The 24,506-nt window shown below is 56.0% G+C and carries 23 protein-coding genes; 15 read left to right on the top strand and 8 right to left on the bottom strand.

Annotated elements, in window-relative coordinates; all coding sequences use genetic code 11:
* The first annotated feature begins 119 nt into the window (after positions 1–119).
* From F3J26_RS17350 to ridA, 4 genes are all read left to right on the top strand, one after another.
* On the top strand, positions 120–599 hold the full coding sequence (locus tag F3J26_RS17350) for an arginine repressor (RefSeq protein ID WP_008454718.1): 480 nt from the start codon (positions 120–122) through the stop codon (positions 597–599).
* Positions 600–867: 268 nt separating this feature from the next.
* Entirely contained in the window at positions 868–1,800 is a 933-nt protein-coding gene (gene pyrB / locus F3J26_RS17345) for an aspartate carbamoyltransferase (RefSeq protein WP_166995050.1), read from the top strand.
* Between the two features lie 16 nt (positions 1,801–1,816).
* Complete coding sequence (gene pyrI / locus F3J26_RS17340; protein ID WP_008454720.1) at positions 1,817–2,278, top strand: aspartate carbamoyltransferase regulatory subunit; 462 nt, start codon at positions 1,817–1,819, stop codon at positions 2,276–2,278.
* A gap of 72 nt (positions 2,279–2,350) precedes the next feature.
* On the top strand, positions 2,351–2,737 hold the full coding sequence (gene ridA / locus F3J26_RS17335; RefSeq protein WP_008454721.1) for a 2-iminobutanoate/2-iminopropanoate deaminase: 387 nt from the start codon (positions 2,351–2,353) through the stop codon (positions 2,735–2,737).
* A gap of 51 nt (positions 2,738–2,788) precedes the next feature.
* Here the strand turns inward: ridA and F3J26_RS17330 are convergent, their stop codons facing one another.
* Together F3J26_RS17330 and mgtA are read right to left on the bottom strand one after the other, a co-directional pair.
* On the bottom strand, positions 2,789–5,179 hold the full coding sequence (locus F3J26_RS17330; protein WP_166995048.1) for a beta-N-acetylhexosaminidase: 2,391 nt from the start codon (positions 5,177–5,179) through the stop codon (positions 2,789–2,791).
* Positions 5,180–5,293: 114 nt separating this feature from the next.
* Positions 5,294–8,011, bottom strand: coding sequence for a magnesium-translocating P-type ATPase (gene mgtA / locus F3J26_RS17325; RefSeq protein WP_166995046.1), 2,718 nt, complete (start codon positions 8,009–8,011; stop codon positions 5,294–5,296).
* 498 nt (positions 8,012–8,509) lie between these two features.
* Here mgtA and treR point away from each other — a divergent pair, with 498 nt between their 5' ends.
* The 3 genes from treR (at position 8,510) to treC (ending at position 12,853) form a co-directional block, all read left to right on the top strand.
* Complete coding sequence (gene treR, locus F3J26_RS17320; RefSeq protein ID WP_008454725.1) at positions 8,510–9,457, top strand: trehalose operon repressor TreR; 948 nt, start codon at positions 8,510–8,512, stop codon at positions 9,455–9,457.
* A gap of 120 nt (positions 9,458–9,577) precedes the next feature.
* Entirely contained in the window at positions 9,578–10,996 is a 1,419-nt protein-coding gene (treB, locus tag F3J26_RS17315; RefSeq protein WP_008454726.1) for a PTS trehalose transporter subunit IIBC, read from the top strand.
* A gap of 198 nt (positions 10,997–11,194) precedes the next feature.
* Positions 11,195–12,853, top strand: a complete 1,659-nt coding sequence (gene treC, locus F3J26_RS17310) for an alpha,alpha-phosphotrehalase (RefSeq protein WP_166995044.1) — start codon at positions 11,195–11,197, stop codon at positions 12,851–12,853.
* A 143-nt stretch (positions 12,854–12,996) separates the two neighbouring features.
* On the opposite strand, the gene F3J26_RS17305 is transcribed toward treC, so the two are convergent.
* Positions 12,997–13,527, bottom strand: coding sequence for an NAD(P)H-dependent oxidoreductase (locus F3J26_RS17305; protein WP_166995042.1), 531 nt, complete (start codon positions 13,525–13,527; stop codon positions 12,997–12,999).
* Between the two features lie 100 nt (positions 13,528–13,627).
* On the opposite strand from F3J26_RS17305, the gene F3J26_RS17300 reads away from it, so the two are divergent.
* From F3J26_RS17300 to nrdG, 3 genes are all read left to right on the top strand, one after another.
* Positions 13,628–14,509, top strand: coding sequence for a LysR family transcriptional regulator (locus tag F3J26_RS17300; RefSeq protein ID WP_008454738.1), 882 nt, complete (start codon positions 13,628–13,630; stop codon positions 14,507–14,509).
* A 295-nt stretch (positions 14,510–14,804) separates the two neighbouring features.
* Positions 14,805–16,940, top strand: a complete 2,136-nt coding sequence (gene nrdD, locus F3J26_RS17295; protein ID WP_008454740.1) for an anaerobic ribonucleoside-triphosphate reductase — start codon at positions 14,805–14,807, stop codon at positions 16,938–16,940.
* Positions 16,941–17,094: 154 nt separating this feature from the next.
* Positions 17,095–17,559: an anaerobic ribonucleoside-triphosphate reductase-activating protein gene (gene nrdG / locus F3J26_RS17290; protein WP_166995040.1), complete on the top strand. Its 465-nt coding sequence runs from the start codon at positions 17,095–17,097 to the stop codon at positions 17,557–17,559.
* A gap of 30 nt (positions 17,560–17,589) precedes the next feature.
* On the opposite strand, the gene F3J26_RS17285 is transcribed toward nrdG, so the two are convergent.
* Positions 17,590–17,943, bottom strand: a complete 354-nt coding sequence (locus F3J26_RS17285) for a winged helix-turn-helix transcriptional regulator (RefSeq protein ID WP_008454744.1) — start codon at positions 17,941–17,943, stop codon at positions 17,590–17,592.
* A gap of 120 nt (positions 17,944–18,063) precedes the next feature.
* Here F3J26_RS17285 and F3J26_RS17280 point away from each other — a divergent pair, with 120 nt between their 5' ends.
* Complete coding sequence (locus tag F3J26_RS17280) at positions 18,064–18,594, top strand: NAD(P)H-dependent oxidoreductase (protein ID WP_166995038.1); 531 nt, start codon at positions 18,064–18,066, stop codon at positions 18,592–18,594.
* A 140-nt stretch (positions 18,595–18,734) separates the two neighbouring features.
* On the opposite strand, the gene F3J26_RS17275 is transcribed toward F3J26_RS17280, so the two are convergent.
* Positions 18,735–19,388: an NAD(P)H-binding protein gene (locus tag F3J26_RS17275; protein WP_166995036.1), complete on the bottom strand. Its 654-nt coding sequence runs from the start codon at positions 19,386–19,388 to the stop codon at positions 18,735–18,737.
* 20 nt (positions 19,389–19,408) lie between these two features.
* Positions 19,409–19,837: a YhbP family protein gene (locus F3J26_RS17270; RefSeq protein WP_166995034.1), complete on the bottom strand. Its 429-nt coding sequence runs from the start codon at positions 19,835–19,837 to the stop codon at positions 19,409–19,411.
* A 53-nt stretch (positions 19,838–19,890) separates the two neighbouring features.
* Between F3J26_RS17270 and F3J26_RS17265 the strand changes: the two genes are divergently transcribed.
* Positions 19,891–20,184 (top strand): GIY-YIG nuclease family protein, encoded by a 294-nt coding sequence (locus F3J26_RS17265; RefSeq protein WP_166995032.1) that lies wholly within the window; start codon positions 19,891–19,893, stop codon positions 20,182–20,184.
* On the opposite strand, the gene F3J26_RS17260 is transcribed toward F3J26_RS17265, so the two are convergent.
* Positions 20,181–20,684, bottom strand: coding sequence for a GNAT family N-acetyltransferase (locus F3J26_RS17260; RefSeq protein ID WP_008454760.1), 504 nt, complete (start codon positions 20,682–20,684; stop codon positions 20,181–20,183). The two genes, F3J26_RS17265 and F3J26_RS17260, sit on opposite strands and share 4 nt — an antisense overlap.
* Positions 20,678–21,202 (bottom strand): ubiquinone anaerobic biosynthesis accessory factor UbiT, encoded by a 525-nt coding sequence (gene ubiT, locus F3J26_RS17255; RefSeq protein ID WP_039288056.1) that lies wholly within the window; start codon positions 21,200–21,202, stop codon positions 20,678–20,680. Before ubiT ends, F3J26_RS17260 begins: the two co-directional genes overlap by 7 nt.
* A 255-nt stretch (positions 21,203–21,457) precedes the next feature.
* Here ubiT and ubiU point away from each other — a divergent pair, with 255 nt between their 5' ends.
* The 3 genes from ubiU (at position 21,458) to F3J26_RS17240 (ending at position 24,491) form a co-directional block, all read left to right on the top strand.
* Complete coding sequence (gene ubiU, locus F3J26_RS17250) at positions 21,458–22,453, top strand: ubiquinone anaerobic biosynthesis protein UbiU (RefSeq protein ID WP_008454763.1); 996 nt, start codon at positions 21,458–21,460, stop codon at positions 22,451–22,453.
* A gap of 8 nt (positions 22,454–22,461) precedes the next feature.
* Complete coding sequence (locus F3J26_RS17245; RefSeq protein ID WP_502706586.1) at positions 22,462–23,340, top strand: U32 family peptidase; 879 nt, start codon at positions 22,462–22,464, stop codon at positions 23,338–23,340.
* 143 nt (positions 23,341–23,483) lie between these two features.
* Positions 23,484–24,491, top strand: coding sequence for a luciferase-like monooxygenase (locus F3J26_RS17240; protein WP_008454765.1), 1,008 nt, complete (start codon positions 23,484–23,486; stop codon positions 24,489–24,491).
* Positions 24,492–24,506: the final 15 nt, after the last annotated feature.

Raw genomic sequence — 24,506 nt, 5'->3', positions numbered from 1 at the left:
TCCATCCATTGGCAACATTTTAAAAAGATAAAATTAATAAAAATCATTTCTATCAATAAATTACGTTCATCCACCGTGCAATGAAAACGCACCGGCCATCACAGGAGTGTATAGAGATCATGAGGACATCCCGCCTCTCGTTCGAGAAAGAGCAGCGCCAGCTTGAACTGTGCCAACAGCTCATCAGCCACAAGAGTTATCACTCCCAGGAGCAACTGCGCCATGACCTGAAACAGCACGGCTTCGAAGCCATCAGTCAGTCCACCGTCTCCCGCCTGCTCAAGCTGCTGGGCGTTATCAAATTGCGCAATGCCAAAGGGCAAAAAATCTATGCTCTTAGCCCGCAGACTTTGCCCCAGCCCAACGCGGCGCGTTCGGTGGCCGAAATGGTGTTAAGCGTTGAGCACAACAGCGAATTTGTCATGGTGCATACGGTGTCAGGCTACGGCAAAGCGATAGCAAAAATTCTCGATCATCACGCCATCGCAGAGATTTTGGGCGTGGTCGCCGGCAGCAGCGTGGTCTGGATTGCGCCGCGTGAAGTGCAAAAAACGCCGCTGGTGCATCGCCGCATCATGCGTATGCTGGGACAGGCCTGAATGCACCGCAACCGATTGCAGCGCCCCTGAAAAAGTGTGATTTTAGCGCTTGCAGAGAACACCCACGCGCGTATAATGCGCCACAATTTGCCGGGAGGAAGCATGGTTTACTGTGTTCAAAAAAATGTCGCAGCTCGACGTCTGAAAGCAGACGCGGCAGGGCGTTTTTCTTCCCGTTGCACCGTCGAATGTCTAAATTCCCAAATTGCTAAGGCCCCTCGTTGAGGGGCCTTTTTTTTGCCCGTCGGCCCGAGAACAGGAGAGAAGCATGACTAACCCGCTCTATAAAAAACACATCATTTCCATCAATGATCTCAGTCGTGAAGAACTTGAACTGGTGCTGGCAACCGCGGCAAAGCTAAAAGCTAATCCACAGCCGGAGTTGCTGAAGCACAAAGTTATCGCCAGTTGCTTCTTTGAAGCGTCGACCCGAACCCGCCTCTCGTTTGAAACCTCCATTCACCGTCTGGGCGCGTCCGTGGTGGGTTTCTCCGACAGCAGCAACACTTCGCTGGGCAAGAAAGGTGAGACGCTGGCGGATACCATCTCCGTCATCAGTACCTACGTGGACGCCATTGTGATGCGCCACCCGCAGGAAGGCGCGGCTCGCCTGGCCACCGAGTTTTCCGGTGAGATCCCGGTGCTGAACGCCGGTGACGGCGCGAACCAGCACCCGACCCAAACCCTGCTGGATTTATTCACCATTCAGGAAACTCAGGGCCGCCTGGAGAACCTGAATATCGCCATGGTCGGCGACCTGAAATATGGCCGCACCGTGCATTCGCTGGCCCAGGCGCTGGCGAAGTTCAACGGCAACCGCTTCTATTTCATCGCGCCAACTGCCCTGGCTATGCCGCAGTACATTCTCGACATGCTGGATGAAAAAGGCATTGCCTGGAGCCGCCACGAGTCTATCGACGAAGTGGTGGGCGAGCTGGACATTCTGTATATGACCCGCGTGCAGAAAGAGCGTCTGGATCCGTCTGAGTACGCCAACGTTAAGGCGCAGTTTATCCTGCGCGCCGCCGACCTGGCCGGCGCACGCGGCAACATGAAGGTGCTGCACCCGCTGCCGCGCGTGGATGAGATCACCACCGACGTAGACAGCACGCCGCATGCCTGGTACTTCCAGCAGGCCGGGAACGGTATTTTTGCTCGCCAGGCGCTGCTGGCGCTGGTGTTGAATCGCGAACTGGTTTAAGTGAGAGGACAAGAAGATGACGCACGATAATAAATTACAGGTTGAAGCCATCAAGCGCGGCACCGTTATCGACCACATTCCGGCTCAGGTTGGCTTTAAGCTGCTGACCCTGTTCCAGCTGACCGAAACCGACCAGCGTATTACCATCGGCCTGAATTTGCCGTCCCGCGAGCTGGGTCGCAAAGATCTGATCAAAATTGAAAATACTTTCCTGACCGACGAGCAGGTGAATCAGCTGGCGCTGTACGCCCCGCACGCCACGGTGAACCGCATCGACGAATACGAAGTGGTGGGCAAAAGCACCCCAAGCCTGCCGGATCGCATCGAGAAAGTGCTGCTGTGCCCGAACACCAACTGCATCAGCCACAACGAGCCGGTGGCTTCTTCGTTCGCCGTGAAGCAGCGCGCCGACGATATCAGCCTGAAGTGCAAGTATTGCGAGAAAGAGTTCGCTCGCCACGTGGTTCTGGTAGATTAACGACCACTAATGACAAGCAATCTCCCGTCCCTATAATGGGCGGGAGTTTATATCCAATACTAAGGAGAAAGTATGTCACGTACGCTTAGCACGGAAAATGCACCGGCCGCTATCGGTCCTTATGTTCAGGGTGTCGATCTCGGGAGCATGATCATCACTTCCGGGCAGATCCCGGTTAACCCAAAAACCGGCGAAGTGCCGGAAGATGTAGCCGCTCAGGCTCGTCAGTCCCTGGAAAACGTGAAGGCTATCGTTGAGTCCGCGGGCCTGAAAGTGGGCGACATCGTGAAAACCACCGTGTTTGTGAAAGATCTGAATGATTTCGCGACCGTGAACGCCACCTACGAAGCTTTCTTCAACGAACATAATGCGACCTTCCCGGCTCGCTCTTGCGTTGAAGTGGCTCGTCTGCCGAAAGACGTTAAAATCGAAATCGAAGCTATCGCCGTTCGCCGCTAGTTCGCCGTCGCGCTTTGCTTCTGGCCCCGCTTTTACGGGGCCATTTCTTTCTTACTTCACGGCAGCCCGCAGCAGTTTCTCCAGCGGATACACCGCCGCAATCACCACTTCATCACGAGTCTGCGCCGCAGCATCCAGCTGAGCCTGAATGGCTTTCAGCTCGTCATCGCTGAGCGAACCTTGCTTCGCCACCAAATCCGTCAGCCTTAAGCCCAGCCCGGCGAGCTTGTCCACGTCTTCAGCAACCGGCTTGAGCGGTTTTAGCACGTAGTTGCCGTCGATCAGCGCCAATACGTCCGGGGTGTTGTTCTGCCAGCGAGTGAAGATATGGCGCAACGCTTCCGCACTGTTCCCGTCTTCCCTGTCGGCAATCAGTTTGTCCACCCAACCGTTAATCGCCCTGACCTGCCCACTTTCTGCCCCAAGCGCATCGGCAAAGCGGTTCAGCGGCTCAAAGTGGTTGTAATTCCCGGCCTGGAATTTCAGATGCTGGCGCGTGTAGTACTGCGCCGGCTCAATGGCCTGGGCGAGGATTTGCAGAGGCATGATCTCCGGTGTACCGGCGAGGCGAGTGAGCTGCGTAACGGACTCGGTATGCTGACGCAGGCCAACGGAAACCGTGGACCAGGCATCAATGGCCTGCATACGCTGGTACATATTGTCCACGTCTGTGACGTCTTTAGCCGACCACAGCCGCTCGGCTACGGCAAAAGTCCGCGGCCAGAGCTTGATATCCAGCAGCGGGGAGATCACGTTTTCCGCCCACAGCGCCGCTTCGCCGCCGAGGATATTGCTCATCTGCGCTTCGGTTGGGAGCACAGGCTGTTTGCCATCCGGGATGCCTTCGAGCTTCTGCCCGGTCGCCGGATAGCGCACGTTGCCCACCAGGAAGTAGCCATTAAGCTTGTCGTTTTCCAGCGTGACTACCGGGCGCGTTTCACCCATCCAGGTGTCTACCGTAAAGGTTACCTGAGTTGGGCTCAGCCATTTTACGTCATGAACTGCACGGCGGGATTTACCCTTGAAGTCGATGAATCCGCGCCAGCCGCCGTCACTTTTCACCAGCGTAAAACTGCCTTCTACCGCGCTACCTTTCAGGCGAGGCATGCTGAAGAACCAGCTCTGCGCGCTGTCGGCCTCGCGGATGTGATCCACCCCGTTTAGCCCAACCGGCAGGACTTCATTGCGGTAGTGGTAGGCGGTGGACTGCGGCTGATCGAGGTAAAAGCCCGTGGACAGAATGCCTTTGTAGCCGTGGGCCGCAATCGCCCCCAGCGAATCCTGCCCCTGCCAGGACTGGATCAAAATGTTCTTCGGCAGATCCGGGTGATAAATCTCATCCCAGCCCATCATCTGGCGCTTATGTTTCTCGAGGATCTTCTCCAGCCGCTGGTTGAAGTACGTTTGCAGCGCGTGAGAGTCCGCCAGGTTGTGCTGCTTCATAAATTGCTGGATGGCGGCGTTTTCTTTCCACTGGGTGTCATCCACCTCATCACCGCCGATATGCAAGTAACTGTCCGGGAAAATGGCTGTAACTTCGCCAATCAGCGTATCAACAAATTTGTAGGCCGCTTCGTTTGCCGGGTTTAGCAGCGGCTTCAGAACGCCCCAGTTGCGCTCCATTTGGTAAGGCCCCGGCGCGCTCATCAGCTCCGGGTAAGCGACAGCCAGCGCGGAACCGTGGCCCGGCAGGTCGATTTCCGGCACCACGCGAATGCCCAGCGAGGTGGCATAGCGTACCACCTGTTTCATTTGCGCCTGAGTGTAGAACTGCCCGTCGCTCGCCAGCTGCTGCAGCTTTGGATAATGCGTCGACGCAAAGCGCCAGCCCTGATCGTCCGTCAGGTGCCAGTGGAAGACGTTCAGCTTGGCGGCGGCCATCCCGTCCAACTGACGGAGAATGTCGTTCACCGGCATAAAGTGGCGAGCCGAATCAAGCAGCAGCCCGCGCCACGGGAAACGCGGGATATCTTTGATTTCGACATAAGGAATCGATGTGTTTTGCGGGCCATTTTGAATCAGCTGCAGCAAGGTCTCCATGCCGCGCATTGCCCCAAATCGCGTGTTAGCGGTGAGCTTCACGCCGTCCGCCGTCACGCTTAAGGCATAACTTTCGTCGCTGTCAGCTTTAGGCAGTGGATCAACGGCTTGTTTAATTTGAATAGCAATCGTGGGTTTGGCCGGCTGTGCAGCCGCAGGCTGAAGCTGCCAGCCGGTTTGCAGGCTGATGCGCTGCCGCCAGCGGTCAATAGCCCCTTCGAGCTTGTCGCCGCTAATGGCAATAGACACGGCGTTAGTCAGCGGCAGGCTGCCCTGCGTGGCCGGGAGTTCGACCTGCTGCGGCCAGGGCATTAGCGGGAGATCCCCTGCGGGAGCGGCCTGCGCCTGGCAGGCAACGGCGATACCTGCGGCCAGCAGGCTGAAACGAAGCGATTTGAACATGGATAATCCTTTCACGTGACGGGCCAGAAAACAGCAAAAACAATCTGTTATCACGTGAAGGATTTTTCAGCAAGGCGGTGGCGAGACGTGGATCACATCTCGCCAATATTTGGATTACTGCCAGCCGTAACGGCGGCTATAGAAACCTTTTACCGCCTGAGTCAGCATCATGTAGCCTGCCAGGATGATCACCAGCAGCGGGAAGTAGCTCAGCGGCAGCGCCTGCAGGTGGAGATACTCCGCCAGCGGGGAGAACGGCAGCGCAATCCCGAGCGCCATCACCAGCAGCGTCATCACCATCAGCGGCCAGGCCGGACGGCTTTGCAGGAACGGAATGCGACGGGTACGGATCATGTGCACAATCAGCGTCTGCGACAGCAGGCCTTCCACGAACCAGCCGGACTGGAACAGCGTTTGCGCTTCCGGGGAATTGGCTTTGAAAATCCACCACATCACGCCGAAGGTCACGATATCGAAGATGGAGCTGAGCGGCCCGAAGAACACCATAAAGCGGCCCAGGTCGGCCGGATTCCAGCGCTGCGGCTGCTTGATTTGCTCATCATCGACGTTATCAAACGGGATCGCGACCTGCGAGACATCGTACATCAGGTTCTGAATCAGTAAGTGGATCGGCAGCATCGGCAGGAACGGCAGGAAGGCACTGGCCACCAGCACGCTGAAGACGTTGCCGAAGTTGGAGCTGGCGGTCATTTTGATGTACTTGAGCATGTTGGCGAAGGTACGACGGCCTTCAATCACGCCCTCTTCCAGCACCATCAGGCTTTTTTCCAGCAGGATGATGTCGGCAGCTTCACGGGCGATGTCCACCGCGCCGTCAACGGAAATACCGATATCCGCCGCACGTAACGCTGGAGCATCGTTGATGCCGTCGCCCATAAACCCAACCACATGGCCTTCACCGCGCAGCAGGCGAACGATACGCTCTTTGTGCATCGGCGTCAGGCGGGCAAACAGCGTGGTTTGCAGCGCCACGCGCGCCAGTTCGTCATCGCTCATCTCTTCGATGTCGCTGCCGATAATCAGGTCGCCGACTTCCAGACCGACTTCACGGCATACTTTCGCCGCGACCAGTTCGCTGTCGCCGGTCAGGATTTTCACCGCGATGCCGCTGGCTTTCAGCGCTTTTAACGCCGGAGCGGTGGTTTCTTTCGGCGGATCGAGGAAGGCAATGTAGCCTTCGAGGATCAGGTCGGACTCATCCACACGGCTGTAGTCTGCGCTGCGGGCTGGCAGGAATTTGGTGGCAACGGCAACCACGCGCAGACCCTGGCTGTTTAGCGAGTCGGTTACGCTGCGAATGCGCGCCAGCATCCCTTCACTGAGCGGCACAATTTCGTCCCCGTGGCGCACGTGGGTACAGACGTTGAGGATCTCCTGCAGCGCGCCTTTACAGATAAGCTGATGCACGTCGGCCTGCTCGGAGACCACAACCGACATGCGGCGACGGTCAAAGTCGAAAGGAATTTCATCTATTTTGTGCCAGCGGGCAACCGCCGTGCGGGCGTGATCGGCATCGACGCCTTCCAGTACCGCCACGTCGAGCAGATTTTTCAGGCCGGTTTGATAGTGGCTGTTCAGCCAGGCGGTATGCAGCACGCGATCGCTTTGCTCACCGAAGATATCGGTGTGGGTTTCCAGCACGATGCGGTCCTGGGTCAGGGTGCCGGTTTTATCGGTACACAGGATGTCCATCGCGCCAAAGTTCTGGATAGCATCCAGGTGTTTCACAATGACTTTTTGCTTCGACAGTTTGACCGCCCCGCGCGCCAGCGTGGAGGTCACAATCATAGGCAGCATTTCCGGCGTCAGGCCGACGGCAACGGAGAGCGAGAACAGCGCCGCTTCCCACCAGTCGCCCTTGGTGAAGCCGTTAATCAGCAGGACCACCGGCACCATCACCAGCATAAAGCGGATCAGCAGCCAGCTTACGCGGCTGATACCCCGCTGGAAGGCGTTAGGTTCGCTTTCCTGCTGGGTGACACGTCCGGCAAGCTGGCCGAACCAGGTGTTGCCGCCGGTGGCGATAATCATCGCCAGCGCGGTGCCGCTGACCACGTTGGTGCCCATAAAGCAGAGGTTGTCGCACTCCAGCGGGTTGTGCTGGTCATGTTGGCGGCTGACGGCAACTTTCTCGACCGGCAGAGATTCCCCGGTCAGCGACGCCTGGCCAACAAACAGGTCACGCGCCTGAATCACGCGCAGATCCGCCGGGATCATGTCACCTGCGGCAAGCTTAACGATATCCCCCGGCACCAGTTGGTCCAGCGGAACTTCGACATAAGCATATTCACCCTGTTCGTTGATCACACGCAGCACGGTCGCAGTGTTGCTAACCATCGCCTTCAGCGCATCCGCCGCGCGGGTGGAGCGGGTTTCCTGGATGAAGTTCAGCAGCGTGGAAATGACCACCATCAGCGCGATGACGCTGGCGCCAAACAGATCATCTTCCGTTGCGTAGGAGAAAATCCCCAGCGCCGTCAGCAGCAGGTTGAACGGGTTGCGGTAACAAACCCAGAGATGCACAAACCACGGCGCGGGCTGCTGCGCCGGGATCTGGTTCAGACCGTGGGTTTCACGCGCCTTTTCGACTTCGCGAGCGTCCAGCCCTTCCGGGTGGCTGCCAAACTCAACGTAGAGCTGCTCTTCGCTGGCGGCGGCATATTTCAGGCAGGCCTGGGTCAGCGTCGCCGGAATATCGGCGGCCTTCGCCACCACTTTCCCGTCAGGCATAGGATCGCGCTGCACCAGGCGGCGCGGCAGATGGCGGCTCAGCTGGGACATCAGCTGGCGTGTGAGGTTTTTGAATTGCATAAACGTCCTTAGCACCGTCTTGAGCGGTACCTAAGTTTCCTGCAGGCGCAACAAAGCGGCATCAGGCAGGAGAGCATCAACAAGCAGGGACGTAAAAGAGAGCGGTCGTCACTGCCTTACAAAACCGGTAAGGCAGCGGGCGTTAACCTGTGGCTTACCGGAAAATTCCTGTTACTTCAGGGTGAGGACTGGGATCGGGTTCCATGTCATCTCCGGTAGCGTTGAAAGAAAAATAGCATTACGCCTTCTGGCATAATGAGAATGCCAGGTATACTACGCCCGTAAAACTAAACCGTCTGTAAACCAGATTTTGCCCATATCGGGAACGGGATAGCGCGTTAAAACTTTACTCCTGATAAGTATATTCTAAATAATCCGGATTACAGGTTGGTGGCAAACGAGTGACAATCACCGCATTCGTGTCCCAAAGGGAACAGGGCTAGCCGCCATTGTCCAACCAGCCAATTTGCACCGTGACCGCCAGGGAAAAGAACAACCATGCAAAGTCGCCTTACCATCAAAGATATTGCCCGCCTGAGCGGCGTGGGGAAATCTACCGTTTCTCGCGTATTGAACAATGAAAGCGGCGTCAGCGCCCGCACGCGGGAACGGGTTGAAGCGGTAATGCAGCAGCATGAGTTTTCCCCCTCCCGCTCGGCGCGCGCGATGCGGGGCCAAAGCGATAAAGTCGTCGCCATTATCGTGACCCGCCTGGACTCACTGTCGGAAAATCTGGCGGTGCAAACCATGCTGCCTTGCCTTTACGAGCAGGGCTACGATCCGATCATGATGGAAAGCCAGTTCTCACCAGAGATGGTTGAGGAGCATCTTGGCATGCTGCGCCGCCGCAACATCGACGGCGTGATTCTGTTTGGCTTCACCGGCATCAACGAGAAAGTGCTGCAGCCATGGCGTTCCACGCTGGTGCTGATGGCGCGAGACGCCAGCGGCTTCGCTTCGGTGTGCTATGACGATGAAGGCTCTATTCACATCCTGATGTCCACGCTTTATCAGCAGGGTCACCGGGACATCAGCTTCCTTGGCGTACCGCACGGCGACGTCACCACCGGTTACCGCCGCCACCAGGCGTATCTCGCTTTTTGCCGTGACCACGATATCGTTCCAAATGCCGCCCTGCCCGGCCTTGCCATGAAGCAGGGCTACGAGCATGTGGTTGAAGTTCTGACCCCGAAAACCACCGCCCTGCTGTGCGCCACTGACACCCTGGCGCTGGGCGCAAGCAAATATCTCCAGCAGCAAAACCGCAGCGATATTCAACTGGCGAGCGTGGGGAACACGCCGCTGATGAAATTCTTGCATCCTGAAATCATTACCGTTGACCCAGGCTACGCCGAAGCCGGTCGTGCCGCGGCTTTACAGCTGATCGGGCAGATTTCTCAGGGCCAACAGCTGCGGCAAATCGTCATCCCTAGTCACCTGCAATAAAACCGCCCCTGACCGGGATTTTGTGATCTTCGCCCGGTTTCGGGAACGTTCCCATTTTCGTAAAATAGAAACCTGGCTACCCTTACAACAGGTCATTACCTCCTACCCAGGGTGTTACTTATGAGCAAAGTAAAACAACAAGACATCGACAAACTGATCGAACTGGTTGGCGGGCGCGAGAATATCGCCACCGTCAGCCACTGCATTACCCGACTGCGTTTTGTGCTGAACCATCCCGAAAATGCCCATCCTAAAGAGATCGAAAATCTGCCCATGGTGAAAGGCTGCTTTACCAATGCCGGCCAGTTCCAGGTGGTTATCGGTACCGATGTGGATGATTACTACAAAGCGTTGATCGCCACGACCGGGCTGGACTCCGCCGACAAGGAGCAGGCCAAAACGGCGGCGCGTCAAAACATGAAATGGCACGAGCAGCTGATCTCCCACTTCGCAGAGATCTTCTTCCCGCTGCTGCCTGCGCTTATCAGCGGAGGCCTGATCCTCGGTTTCCGTAACGTCATTGGCGACCTGCCGATGAGCAACGGGGAAACCCTTGCCCAGATGTACCCGGCGCTGAAAACCGTCTATGACTTCCTGTGGTTGATTGGTGAAGCGATCTTCTTCTATCTGCCGGTGGGCATTTGCTGGTCTGCGGTGAAGAAAATGGGCGGCACGCCGATCCTCGGCATCGTGCTGGGCGTTACGCTGGTCTCCCCGCAGCTGATGAACGCCTACGAACTGGGCACCAAGATCCCGGAAGTGTGGAACTTCGGCTGGTTCACTATTGAGAAAGTCGGTTACCAGGCACAGGTTATCCCGGCGCTGCTGGCCGGTCTGGCGCTCGGCTTCATCGAAACTCGTATGAAACGCATCGTGCCGGATTATCTTTATCTGGTTATCGTACCGGTTTGCTCGCTGATCCTGGCAGTTTTCCTGGCGCACACCGTCATCGGGCCGTTTGGCCGTATGATCGGCGACGGCGTGGCGTTCGCGGTTCGCCACTTGATGACCGGCAGCTTCGCCCCTATCGGCGCTGCGCTGTTTGGTTTCCTGTATGCACCATTGGTGATTACCGGCGTTCACCAGACCACGCTGGCCATCGACATGCAGATGATCCAGAGCCTGGGCGGGACACCGGTTTGGCCGCTGATTGCGTTGTCTAACATCGCGCAGGCTTCTGCGGTTGTCGGCATCATTATCTGTAGCCGCAAGCAGAATGAGCGTGAAATCTCCGTCCCGGCGGCCATTTCTGCCTACCTCGGCGTCACCGAACCGGCTATGTACGGGATCAACCTGAAGTACCACTTCCCGATGCTGTGCGCGATGGTCGGTTCCGGCCTGGCTGGCCTGCTGTGCGGCCTGAACGGCGTGATGGCGAACGGGATTGGCGTCGGCGGTCTGCCGGGCATCCTGTCCATTCAGCCTAAGTTCTGGGGCGTCTACGCCATTGCAATTGTTATCGCGGTGATTGTGCCGATTATCCTGACCTCCATCGTCTACAAGCGTAAATTCCGCCAGGGCACGCTGCTGGTGGTGTAGTGAGATAAACCGGGGGCAGAAATGCCCCCTTTTCGTCAGAGCAAAGTGACTTTTTCTCGCTTTGTGGGTTATCAGCTGAAAATCAGCCCGTTGATTTTCCTTGTTTATTTTTGATGGCACTTACGGTTCTTTCTACTGCCAGAAGTTTGTCATCAGTTTATGGGGCAATTCCGCCCCTTCAGCTAGCAGGAACTCGCTATGAATATCACTCCTCCGTGGTGGCAGAACGGCGTCATCTACCAGATTTACCCGAAGAGTTTCCAGGACACGACCGGCAGCGGGACCGGCGATCTGAAGGGCGTGATTCAGCGTCTGGATTACCTCAAAACGCTGGGTGTAGATGCCATTTGGCTGACGCCGTTTTATGTGTCGCCTCAGATAGATAACGGCTACGACGTCGCTGACTACTGCGCGATAGATCCGACCTACGGCACGCTGGAAGATTTTGATTTGCTGGTGGCCGAAGCCCACCAGCGCGGTATTCGTCTGGTGCTCGATATGGTGTTTAACCACACCTCCACGGAGCACGACTGGTTCAAGCAGGCGCAGGATAAACACAGCCCGTACCGCGAGTTCTATATCTGGCGCGACGGCACGCCGGATATTCTGCCGAATAACTGGCGTTCGAAGTTTGGCGGCAACGCCTGGCAGTGGCAGGCGGAAACCGGGCAATACTATCTGCATCTTTTCGCGCCTGAGCAGGCAGACCTTAACTGGGAAAACCCGACGGTTCGCGCCGAGCTGAAGAAGGTTTGCGAGTTCTGGGCCAATCGCGGCGTGGACGGCCTGCGCCTCGACGTAATTAACCTGGTTTCAAAAGACCAGACGTTCCCGAATGACGTGCACGGCGGGGATGGGCGCCGTTTTTACACCGATGGCCCACGGGTTCACGAGTACCTGCGGGAATTCAGCCGCGATGCCTTTAAGCCGCTCGGCCTGATGACCGTCGGCGAGATGTCCTCCACCTCGCTGGATAACTGCCAGAAATATGGCGCTCTCGACGGCAGCGAGCTGTCGATGACCTTTAACTTCCATCACCTCAAGGTGGATTATCCTGGCGGTGAGAAATGGACGCTGGCAAAACCTGACTACGTGGAGCTGAAGTCAATCTTCAACCACTGGCAGCAGGGTATGCACAACGTGGCATGGAACGCGTTGTTCTGGTGTAACCACGACCAGCCGCGCATCGTGTCCCGATTTGGTCACGAAGGCGAGCTGCGAACCACCTCCGCGAAGATGCTGGCGATGGTGCTGCACGGCATGCAAGGCACGCCGTACATCTATCAGGGGGAAGAGATTGGGATGACCAATCCGCATTTCTCCAGCATCGATCAGTACCGCGACGTGGAAAGCCTGAATATGTTTGCCGAGCTGCGAACCCTTGGACGCGACAGCAACACGCTGATGGCTATTCTTGCCAGCAAGTCACGCGATAACAGCCGCACGCCGATGCAGTGGGATGCCGGCAGTAATGCAGGCTTTAGCGAAGGCACGCCGTGGATTGGCCTGTGCGATAACTACCAGACGGTCAACGCCGCAGCGGCGCTGGAGGACAAAGAGTCGGTCTTCTATACCTACCAGCAGTTGATCAAGCTGCGTAAGGCAGAACCGGTGCTGACCTGGGGGAATTATCAGGATCTGCTGCCGGAGCACCCGCTGGTGTGGAGCTACAGCCGCCAACATGAAGGCCAGACGCTGGTAGTTGCCGCAAACCTTAGCGCAGAGGCGCAATGGCTGCAGCTGGAAGGGCACGAAGGTGAATGGGAAGTACTGATGAGTAACTACGCTGATGCCGCCCCTAAACCTGCGGAGATGAGCCTGAGGCCGTTTGAGGCGGTGTACTGGATTAAGCGTTAGTCTGATTACTGACAACCCCCAATGTCGCTTCTGACCCTCACCCTACCCCTCTCCCTCAAAGGGAGAGGGAATAGATTGAGTACTGCTTTACCCCGTTGTTTGCCCCCTCGCCCCTTTGGGGAGAGGGCCGGGATGAGGGGAAATCACCCTTTTAGCGCCTGAACCCGGCTCAGCCAGCCGTTAACGCCTTCGTCGATCAGCACTTCCGTAATCGTATTCGCCCCCTGAATAAGCGCAGGAGCCTGCCATATCATACCGGTCTTATTCGCCATCGCGTGGAACGGCAGCAGCAGCTCTTCCACCGTGTAGCGGTTAGCACCTTCTGCACGATAAGCCTCCGCCTGGCCGCCCGTCGACGTCATGACCATCAGCTTTTTGCCGTGCAGCGCGGTGCCGTTAGTCCCGTAGGCAAAGCCAAAGGTTAGCACCTGATCCTGCCAGTCTTTCAGGATCGCCGGGGAGCTGTACCACCAGAACGGGAACATCAGCACAATCGCGTCATGTTCCACCAGCAGCGCCTGTTCACGCTCAACGTCAATCTGATGATCCGGGTACTCACGCTTAAGTTCGTGCACGGTGACGCCTGCGATGCTTTTCAGGGCCGTAACGCCAGCGCGGTTAATACGAGATTCTTCAGGGGCACGATGTGCCGCCAGCACTAATATTTTATTCATCTTTCAGACCTCATTTTTGGGATGAGGCTATCTTTTCAGATGACAGGACTTACCTGTAGTCCATAACATGGCACATCTGTTTCAACCAAAGGTTACAAGCATGATGCTTTCCGCTGACGTTCATCGGCTCATTCCCGCTTTTCTGGCGGCGGCAGACTGCCAGAGTTTTTCCGAGGCAGCCCGTCAGTTGGGCATTACGCCCGCGGCGGTGAGCAAAAGCATACGTCAGCTTGAACTGCGGCTGGGCATCGTGCTCTTTGTGCGCAATACGCACTTTGTGGTGCTGACCGAAGAAGGGACTGCGCTGCGTGAAGAGGTCGCTCCGCTGTGGCAGGCGCTGAACCAGGCGCTGGTTAATCCGGGGGCGGAACCTTCGGGGCTGCTGCGCGTCAGCGTGATCCCTGGCTTTGGCCGTCACTGCCTGATGCCGATCCTGGCCGAATTCCAGCGGCGCTATCCGCTGATTCGCTTTGAGATGTCGATGGAAGCCCGCAGCGTCAACCTCATTGGCGAGCGCATTGACGTGGCCATCGGCCACCGCACGGTAAGAGATAACCGCGTGGTGGCGCGCGAACTGTATACCTCGAAAATGATTACGGCGGCGTCACCGGCCTATTTAGCTCAACACGGAACGCCACAAACGCCAGAAGATCTCGCGAAGCATCGCTGCCTCATCCACCGCAACTCCGGCACCGGGCGCCTTCAGCAATGGATGAATAACGAAACGCTGTTTGATGAGCCTTCAGCCTGGTTTATCTCCACCTCGCCAGATTCTCTGATGGATGCCGCGCTGTCCGGCATGGGGATCGTTTATCTCGCCGACTGGTATCTCACCCGTCCCATCACCGAAGGCAAATTAGTGCCGATTTTGCAGGGTTCAGCCCCCGAGCCGCAGCAGCTCTGGGTGAAGTATGCCGGAGGAAAAATCCCGCCAAAGACTCGGGTGTTTGTAGAATATTTATACGAAAAATTAATCGGATAATTTCCCTCCCATAGACAACGCCCGCCGTTTCTACCGCCCCCGATTTACTTTGTTCTGAATCAATAAAATCGCAAACATGTTTGATGCAAATCACTATATATAGAACTTAGAATGCATCCCGGCCCTACATGTTGTATTCATCGACTATTATAACGACAAGGCCCTCAGGATAAGCTTGGGGATTATCTGTGGATAAAAAGGGCCAACTTTCGGGAAATTTTGACAGGACAACTGGCTACGAGCTCCCGGAGATCCCCCTACATTTGTGGATAACCTAAAAATAAACGGAGAAATCATGACACCGCATGTGATGAAAAGAGACGGGTGCAAGGTACCTTTCACTTCAGAGCGCATCAGAGAAGCCATTCTGCGTGCAGCTAAAGCAGCGGGAGTCGATGACGCGGACTATTGCGCCACCGTCGCAGATATCGTCAGTCAGCAGATGGCCGGTCGCAGCCAGGTCGACATCGGCGAGATCCAGGTCGCCGTGGAAAACCAGCTCATGGCCGGAAACTACAAGCAGCTGGCGCGCGCCTATATTGAGTATCGCCATGACCGCGATATTGAGCGCGAGAAGCGTGGCCGCCTGAACCAGGAAATTCGTGGCCTGGTTGAGCAGACTAATTCCGCCCTGCTCAACGAGAACGCTAACAAAGACAGTAAAGTGATCCCCACTCAGCGCGACCTGCTGGCCGGGATCGTCGCCAAGCACTATGCCAAGCAGCACCTGCTGCCGCGCGACGTGGTGCTCGCGCACGAGCGCGGCGATATTCACTATCACGATCTCGACTACTCTCCGTTTTTCCCGATGTTCAACTGCATGCTTATCGATCTCAAAGGTATGCTGACCCACGGTTTTAAAATGGGTAACGCCGAAATCGAACCGCCAAAATCCATTTCTACCGCAACGGCGGTTACCGCGCAGATCATCGCCCAGGTTGCCAGCCATATTTACGGCGGAACCACCATCAACCGCATCGACGAAGTGCTGGCCCCGTTTGTGACCGAAAGCTTTAACAAGCACCGTAAAATTGCTGAAGAGTGGCAGATCCCCGACGCGGAGGGATATGCTCACTCCCGCACCGAGAAGGAGTGCTACGACGCCTTCCAGTCCCTTGAATACGAAGTGAATACCCTGCATACCGCCAACGGGCAGACGCCGTTTGTCACCTTTGGTTTTGGCCTCGGTACCCGTTGGGAATCACGCCTGATCCAGACTTCGATTCTGCGCAACCGCATCGCCGGCCTGGGTAAAAATCGCAAGACCGCGGTGTTCCCAAAACTGGTCTTTGCGATCCAGGACGGTCTGAACCATAAGTTCGGCGACGCCAACTACGACATTAAGCAACTGGCACTGGAATGCGCGTCCAAACGCATGTACCCGGACATTCTTAATTACGATCAGGTGGTGAAAGTCACCGGCTCGTTTAAAACGCCAATGGGCTGCCGCAGCTTCCTCGGCGTATACGAAGAAAACGGCGAGCAGATCCACGACGGGCGTAACAACCTCGGCGTGATCAGCCTGAACCTGCCGCGCATTGCGCTGGAAGCCAAAGGGGATGAAGCCACCTTCTGGAAATTGCTGGACGAACGCTTACTGCTGGCGCGTAAAGCGCTGATGACCCGCATTGCCCGCCTGGAAGGCGTCAAAGCCCGAGTGGCCCCGATCCTCTATATGGAAGGCGCCTGCGGCGTGCGCCTGAAGGCCGACGACGACGTGTCTGAGATCTTTAAAAATGGCCGGGCGTCCATTTCCCTGGGCTACATCGGCATCCACGAAACGGTGAACGCCCTGTTCGGTAATCAGCACGTATATGACAGCGAAGCCCTGCGTAAGAAAGCTGTTGCTATCGTGGCTCGTCTGCGCGAAGCCACCGACAGCTGGAAGGCAGAAACCGGCTACGGCTTTAGCCTCTACAGCACGCCAAGTGAGAACCTGTGCGACCGCTTCTGTCGTCTGGATACCGCTGAGTTCGGCGTCGTGCCTGGCGTTACCGACAAAGGCTACTACACCAACAGCTTCCACCTCGACGTGGAGAAAAAGGTGAATCCTTACGACAAAATAGATTTCGAAGCACCTTACCCACCTCTGGCTAACGGCGGCTTCATTTGCTACGGCGAGTACCCGAACATCCAGCACAACCTGCGGGCGCTGGAAGATGTGTGGGATTACAGCTATAAGCACGTGCCTTACTACGGCACCAATACGCCAATCGATGAATGCTACGAGTGCGGCTACACCGGCGAGTTCGAATGTACCAGCAAGGGCTTTACCTGCCCGAAATGCGGTAACCACGATGCGGCGCGCGTGTCGGTTACCCGCCGCGTATGCGGTTATCTCGGCAGCCCGGACGCACGTCCGTTTAACGCCGGCAAGCAGGAAGAAGTTAAGCGCCGAGTGAAGCACCTGGGCAACGGGCAGATCGGTTAAGCCATAAAGCGAACTCCCCTCACCCTAACCCTCTCCCCTAAGGGGAGAGGGAACAGTCTGTGTAAATACTTACGCCGCGCGCTGGTTTTCTCCCTCTCCTGTGACAGAGGGCCGTGGTGAGTGAGGCAGCTATGGCGTCAATTGAGATGCGAAAATGAATTATCACCAGTACTACCCCGTCGACATCGTCAATGGCCCCGGCACTCGCTGCACGCTGTTTGTCTCAGGCTGCGTGCATGAATGCCCCGGCTGCTACAACAAAAGCACCTGGCGCGTAAATTCGGGCATGCCGTTTACCGCAGAAATGGCCGATCGCATTATTACCGACCTGAACGACACCCGCGTTAAGCGCCAGGGAATCTCGCTTTCGGGCGGCGATCCGCTGCATCCGCAGAACGTGCCCGAGATTCTAAAGCTGGTGCAGCGCGTGCGTGCCGAATGCCCGGGCAAGGACATCTGGGTGTGGACGGGATATAAGATCGATGAACTGAACGCCGCACAGCAGGAAGTGGTAGCGTTAATCAACGTGCTGGTGGACGGTAAGTTTGTTCAGGATTTAAAAGATCCGGCGCTTATCTGGCGAGGCAGCAGTAACCAGGTCGTTCATCATCTGCGTTAAATCAGGCTTCCCGATAGCTGGCGGGAAGCTTCACTGCAGCACATCATGACGATGCACGTTTCCCCATTCACACATCATATCCAACACCGGGATCAGCGACTTACCGCGCTCTGAAAGGCTGTACTCTACCTTGGGCGGAATTTGCGGATATTCGTTCCGGATAATCAACCCGTCATTCTCCAGTTCTTTCAGCGTCAGGCTCAGGGTTCTGAACGAAATAGTCTCAATGCTGCGCTTGAGCTCGTTGAAGCGAATCACCGGCTTATGCTCAGCCAGCGCATAGAGAATGATCATTTTATATTTCCCATTCACCAGCGACAGCGTGTAGGCAAAGCCCGTGTCGCCCATAAATGCGCAAGAATCCGGCACAGCCTTTTCGCTCATAACACTATCCTTTGGTATAGTACATATCAACAATGACAGTATTGTACTTTAATTTAAAGCTCCCTATGATGCAAACATCAAACAAACGATAATGGACAGCGACCTCAAGAGGAATTAACCATGAATACGTTAATTGTTGTTATTCATCCGAATATTAATGAGTCTAAAATTAATAATCGCTGGGTAAGTGAATTAGAAAAGCATCCAGCGTTATATACCGTCCACAATCTTTATCAGGCTTATCCAGATGGCGTTATTGATGTGGAAAGGGAGCAGAAACTGATTGAACAACACGATAAAATTATTCTGCAATTTCCGCTGTACTGGTTTAACAGCCCACCGTTGTTAAAGCAGTGGCTGGATGAGGTCTTTACCTATGGCTGGGCCTACGGCTCTACCAGCGGGCATAAGCTCAGAGGCCGTAAGTTCGCACTGGCAGTGAGTGCCGGCATCAAAGAGGAGGATTTTTCCACTGACGGCCGCTATCAGCATTCGTTACAGGAAATACTTCTGCCGTTTGAAATGACCGCGAAATATGTCGAAGCGGATTATCAGCCTTTCTACGCATTTTATGGCGCCGAATATGAAGTTTCCGCCCAGCAACTGGAAAGCAGTGCTAAAGGATATATTGATTACCTGCAGTCCTTTTAATATTTAGCCTTTAACACCTGACAGTTATCTTCTCAATAGTTTATTGAGCGGCATGCCTTTGCTATTAAAAAGCCATGTAATAATGTGGCTTTTATTTACAAAACCAACGTAAATAATGCCACATAATCTCTCTGGAACAATTACTCCACGGCATACTGCTGAGCGCGTTCTCGTAGTTCGGCAGAATTAACAATCGTTACTCCTTCCCGAACGGGGTTGAACGCTTCAAAAAGCAGGGCTTTTGCCACGTCCAACGATTCAATGGCTTTGAGATTGCCGGGCAGCATTTTAAAAATCGGCAGCATGACGACTTCGTTTAAGCGACGGGTTTGGCGATGTCCCAGCAGCATTGAGGGGCGGGCAACAGTCAGACGCGGCCAGGTTTGCGCTATCAGCGTATCTTCCATTTCACCCTTCACGCGGTTGTAGAAGAACGGCGAGCGGCTGTTCGCGCCCAGCGCGCTGACCACCAGCATCTGTTTTGCCCCAAGCCGCTGGCCCGTAAGAGCGGCGTCCACGACAAGTGTGTAATCGACCAGGATAAACGCCTCTTTGCTGCCGGCCTCGCGAAGTGTTGTACCCAGGCAGCAAAAGACCGTATCAACCGGTTCCGTGACCTGCGCGAACGCGTCTGACAGCTGTGGATCGTGTGGATTAACAACCTTGTTCAGCGCTACCGGCAGCGGACGGCGGGTGGGTGCCACAATCGAGGTAACGCGCGATTCCTGACTAAGCAGGCGGAGTAAATGGCCGCCCACAAGCCCCGTGGCGCCGACGATCAGAACACGACTCATACTGCCTCCTGAGAATGAATTTACTCGTCACGTAGCCAGTGTAGCTTTTTCCCGAAGCCGAGCGTGTTGTCAGTCATTTTTAGCTCACCCAGCCGAATTTCCCACATCGGGGCCGACATGACTTTGGCTATCGGGAAACGCTTCAGGTAGCGAATACGAAAGTCGGCCGCTTCTTCTGCCGCCAGCAGACGAATTTCCCCCCGGAACTGTACGCCCCGGATAAGCGCCACGGTTTTGGGCTGGCCGTTTATCGTCCCGGCGACCGGGGCCTGCTCCCCAATCAGCTCACCGTGGTGGGATGAAGTCTCGCTCAACAGATAAAAGGCCACGCGTTCAGGGTCGAAAATGTAAAACGCGTTCGCGCACCAAAGCGAATGCCCACTGCCCACGCAGTAGCTGAGAACATGTTGTTTTGTCAGCCAGCGGCTGATGGCATTGAGTGATTCCATCGTCATCCTGAACAGTGTTACTCTGCGACAAATGTTAATTATGCGCCCGCCCTATGACTCCCTGGTATCTCTATTTAATTCGCTGCCCCGATAACCGCCTTTATACCGGCATCACCACCGACGTAGTTCGCCGCTTTGCCCAGCATCAGTCAGGGAAAGGAGCCAAGGCGCTGCGCGGCAAGGGGGAGCTGGATCTGGTATTTAGTCAGGTGGTGGGCAACCGGTCGCTGGCGCTGCGGGCCGAATACCGAATTAAACAGTTGAGCAAGGCCGAGAAAGAGCGGCTGGTAGTGGGCAAGGTAGCCCTTGAAGACCTGCTGACAAGCCTTCAAGGGGAAACTCGCTAAACGGTGTTGAAGTGGTCAGAATATTCTACCAGGCCACTGACGCCGTTCAGGGCATCATCCGCCAGCGGATGAACCTGGAATGCAGCTTCGGTGCCAGGCCAGCGGCAGCGCAGATCGTAACGGGCCGCAGGCTGGAAGCCAAGATGACCATACATCTCCGGCGAACCCAGCGTGACCACGGCGGCATAGCCAAACTCATTCAGGGAATCCAGCCCTTCGTATACCAGCTGTTTGGCAATGCCCTGCCCGCGAACCGACTCATCCACCGCCAGCGGTGCAAGTCCCACCCACTGCAGCTCTTCGCCTTCTACAGCGACCGGGCTGAAGGCCACGTAGCCAATCACCTGCCCTTCATCGTCGGTGGCGACGAGACCCAGCGTTAACAGCCCGTCTTCCCGCAGTGCTTTCACCAGCTCAGCTTCACCCTCACCTTCAAAGGAACGGCGCAGCAGCGCGTCGATGCCGGGTGCATCAATGGGAATTTCTACACGAATTAACATGGCTCACCTATCGAATTACCTTCAGGGGCGGCGTTGTGTTTCAAACCCGCCTCAACAAAATCAGCCAGCTGTAATAGCAGGATGCGCAGCGGTTTAGGCATGGCATCCAGCTCAATGGCATCCATTAGATTCTTCACATATAACCCGAGTTCCGTGTCGCCTTCAATAACCAGACGACGCTGGAAAAACAGGGTATCAGGATCCTGCTTGCGAGCGGCGATCAGCAACAGATCGTTGGCCTCAGCGCTAAAGCTCACATCTGCAGGTGCATCGTCGCACACCAGCAGCTTATTGTCCTCAACGGAAGTAAACCACTTCAGGCCCAGATCGCGTACTTCAATACTTAGCCAGCGGCCTGCCAGAAAGTCCAGCTCGCCATCCTGCAGCGCCTGACGGAACTGCCAGCCCAGCACCTGCTCCAGGACCTGACGCTTAACGGCAAAAGGGGTTAGCTTGACCGGAACCCGCAGCAAAGAAGGACCAGCCTGAACCAGGCGAGAACGCAGTTTATCGAACACGGGTTTAACTCCTTTAAAAGATTTGTCGCTATTTTGCCATAACGACAATTCCCGATGGCGCGCCAAATCAACAATTCCGCAGGTTGCTGCGGGGCCGAATTGGCGGCGGCGACACTAAGCAATACGCCTTTCTCTGCCCCAAATCAAAAATTGTCGCCGACAGGTTAACTAAAATCCCGGTTCGTTAACAATTATGCTGCCCGTCCCTGTGCAGCGCGGGCACGTATTCATGCCCCCTATGATTCAGGATAAAATATGGAGTTGCTTTGCCCGGCCGGAAACCTTCCGGCGTTGAAAGCGGCCATCGATAACGGTGCAGATGCGGTGTACATCGGCCTGAAAGATGATACCAATGCGCGTCATTTTGCTGGTCTTAATTTCACCGAGAAAAAGCTGCAGGAAGCCGTCAGCTACGTGCATCTTCGCGGCCGTAAGCTGCATATTGCCATCAATACTTTTGCCCACCCGGACGGCTACTCCCGCTGGCAGCGGGCGGTTGATATGGCCGCCCAACTGGGGGCCGATGCGCTGATCCTGGCAGATTTAGCCATGCTGGAATATGCCGCTGAGCGCTATCCACACATCGAGCGTCATGTATCGGTGCAGGCTTCGGCCACCAATGAAGAAGCGATCCGGTTTTATCATCGCCACTTCGATGTTGCCCGCGTGGTGCTCCCGCGCGTGCTTTCTATTCATCAGGTCAAACAGCTCGCTCGCGTCACGCCGGTGCCGCTGGAAGTCTTCGCTTTTGGCAGCCTGTGCATTATGGCGGAAGGGCGTTGCTATCTTTCGTCTTACCTTACCGGCGAGTCGCCCAATACCGTGGGTGCCTGCTCCCCCGCTCGCTTTGTACGCTGGCAACAAACGTCCCAGGGGCTGGAGTCCCGTCTCAACGACGTGCTGATTGACCGCTATCAAGACGGCGAAAATGCGGGCTATCCCACCCTCTGCAAAGGGCGCTATCTGGTTGACGACAGGCCTTACCACGCGCTGGAAGAACCCACCAGCCTTAACACGCTCGAACTGCTGCCGGAGCTGCTCGCCGCCAATATTGCGTCGGTGAAAATCGAGGGCCGCCAGCGCAGTCCGGCTTATGTGACTCAGGTGGCAAAAGTCTGGCGCCAGGCTATCGATCGCTGCATGGCCGATCCCAAAGGCTACCAGGCCCAACCTACCTGGATGGAGACCCTGGGATCTATGGCCGAAGGCACGCAAACAACGCTTGGTGCCTATCACCGCAAATGGCAGTAGGGAAAAGCATGAAATATTCATTAGGGCCGGTGCTTTACTATTGGCCAAAAGAGACGCTGGAAAAGTTTTATCAGGCCGCGGCGAAAAGCCGGGCCGATGTGATTTACCTGGGTGAAGCGGTATGCAGCAAGCGCCGGGCAACCAAAGTTAGCGACTGGCTGGATATGGCGAAAATGCTCGCAGGCCAGGGCAAGCAGGTGGTGCTTTCCACGCTGGCGCTGGTGCAGGCTCCGTCAGAATTGGGGGAACTGAAGCGCTATGTAGAAAACGGCGACTTTCTGATTGAAGCCAATGATATCGGCAGCGTGAATATGGCCGCCGAGCGCAAACTGCCGTTTGTCGCCGGGCATGCGCTCAACTGCTATAACGCCGTGACGCTGCGCCTGTTATTAAAACAGGGCATGACGCGCTGGTGTATGCCGGTCGAGCTTTCCCGCGACTGGTTAGCCAATATGCTCCAGCAGTGCGATGAGCTCGGCATTCGTAACAAATTCGAAGTGGAAGTGCTGAGCTACGGCCATCTGCCGCTGGCTTATTCCGCCCGCTGCTTTACCGCCCGCTCCGAAGACCGCGCCAAGGACGAATGCGAAACTTGCTGCATTAAGTACCCCAATGGCCGGGATATGCGCTCTCAGGAGCAGCAGCAGGTCTTTGTGCTGAACGGCATTCAGACCATGAGCGGCTATGTCTATAACCTCGGCAATGAGCTGACGTCGATGAAAGGGCTGGTGGATATTGTTCGTCTGTCCCCCATGGGCTTAGGGACGCTGGATATTTTGAACGCCTTCCGCGCTAATGAGAACGGTAGCGCACCGCTGCCGCTGGCCAACCGCAGCGACTGTAACGGCTACTGGCGACGCGTCGCCGGGCTGGAGCTTCGGGCCTGATAATAGCTCACTTTGTTAACAAATTTGGTCATTGTTTAATGCACTATTAAAAGTGCAGCTTTTCTGGCCGGCGCGGTATTCCTGCGCCAGGCTGGAAGAAGACCTTCAATCTGATGACTACGCTGTAACTAAAGTGAGCGGTTATGACTGACAAAAATGTTGCTTTCTCGGTGCTGGATTTAGCGCCGATCCCTCAAGGCTCCTCGGCGCAGGAGGCTTTTTCCCACTCTCTGGATCTCGCCCGGTTGGCCGAAAAACGCGGCTACCATCGCTACTGGCTGGCGGAACATCACAATATGGTCGGTATTGCCAGCGCGGCAACCTCGGTGCTGATTGGTTACCTGGCCGCGAATACCACCACGCTGCATTTAGGTTCCGGCGGTGTGATGCTGCCGAACCATTCCCCGCTGGTGATTGCCGAGCAGTTCGGTACCCTCAATGCGCTTTATCCGGGGCGTATCGATCTCGGACTTGGTCGTGCGCCAGGCAGCGATCAGCCGACCATGAGGGCGTTGCGACGCCATATGAGCGGCGACGTGGATAACTTCCCCCGGGATGTTGCTGAGCTGGTGGACTGGTTTGATGCCCGCGATCCGAACCCGCATGTACGCCCCGTGCCGGGTTATGGCGAAAAGGTACCAGTCTGGCTATTAGGCTCCAGCCTGTACGGCGCTCAACTGGCGGCACAGCTGGGCCTGCCGTTTGCTTTTGCCTCGCACTTTGCGCCAGATATGCTGTTCCGGGCGCTGCAGCTCTACCGTGAAAACTTCAAGCCGTCCGAGCGGCTGGCAAAACCTTACGCGATGGTCTGCATCAATATCGTGGCGGCAGACAGCACCCGCGATGCCGAGTTCCTGTTTACTTCCATGCAGCAGGCTTTTGTTCGCCTCCGTCGCGGTGAAACCGGGCAGCTTCCGCCACCGGTGGAGAATATGCACCAGCTTTGGTCTGCCTCTGAGCAATATGGGGTTCAGCAGGCACTGAGCATGTCTCTGGTGGGGGATAAAGCGAAGGTGCGCCACGGCCTGGAGTCCGTTCTGCGCGAAACTGAAGCGGATGAAATTATGGTTAACGGCCAGATTTTCGATCACCAGGCGCGCTTACATTCGTTCGATTTGGCCATGCAGGTGAAAGAAGAGCTTTTAGGCTAACGTGGTGTGGGGCCC

The organism is Enterobacter sp. Ap-867 (assembly GCF_011752855.1).
GTDB lineage: Bacteria > Pseudomonadota > Gammaproteobacteria > Enterobacterales > Enterobacteriaceae > Cedecea.
This window is presented reverse-complemented; position numbering and strand designations above follow the sequence as displayed.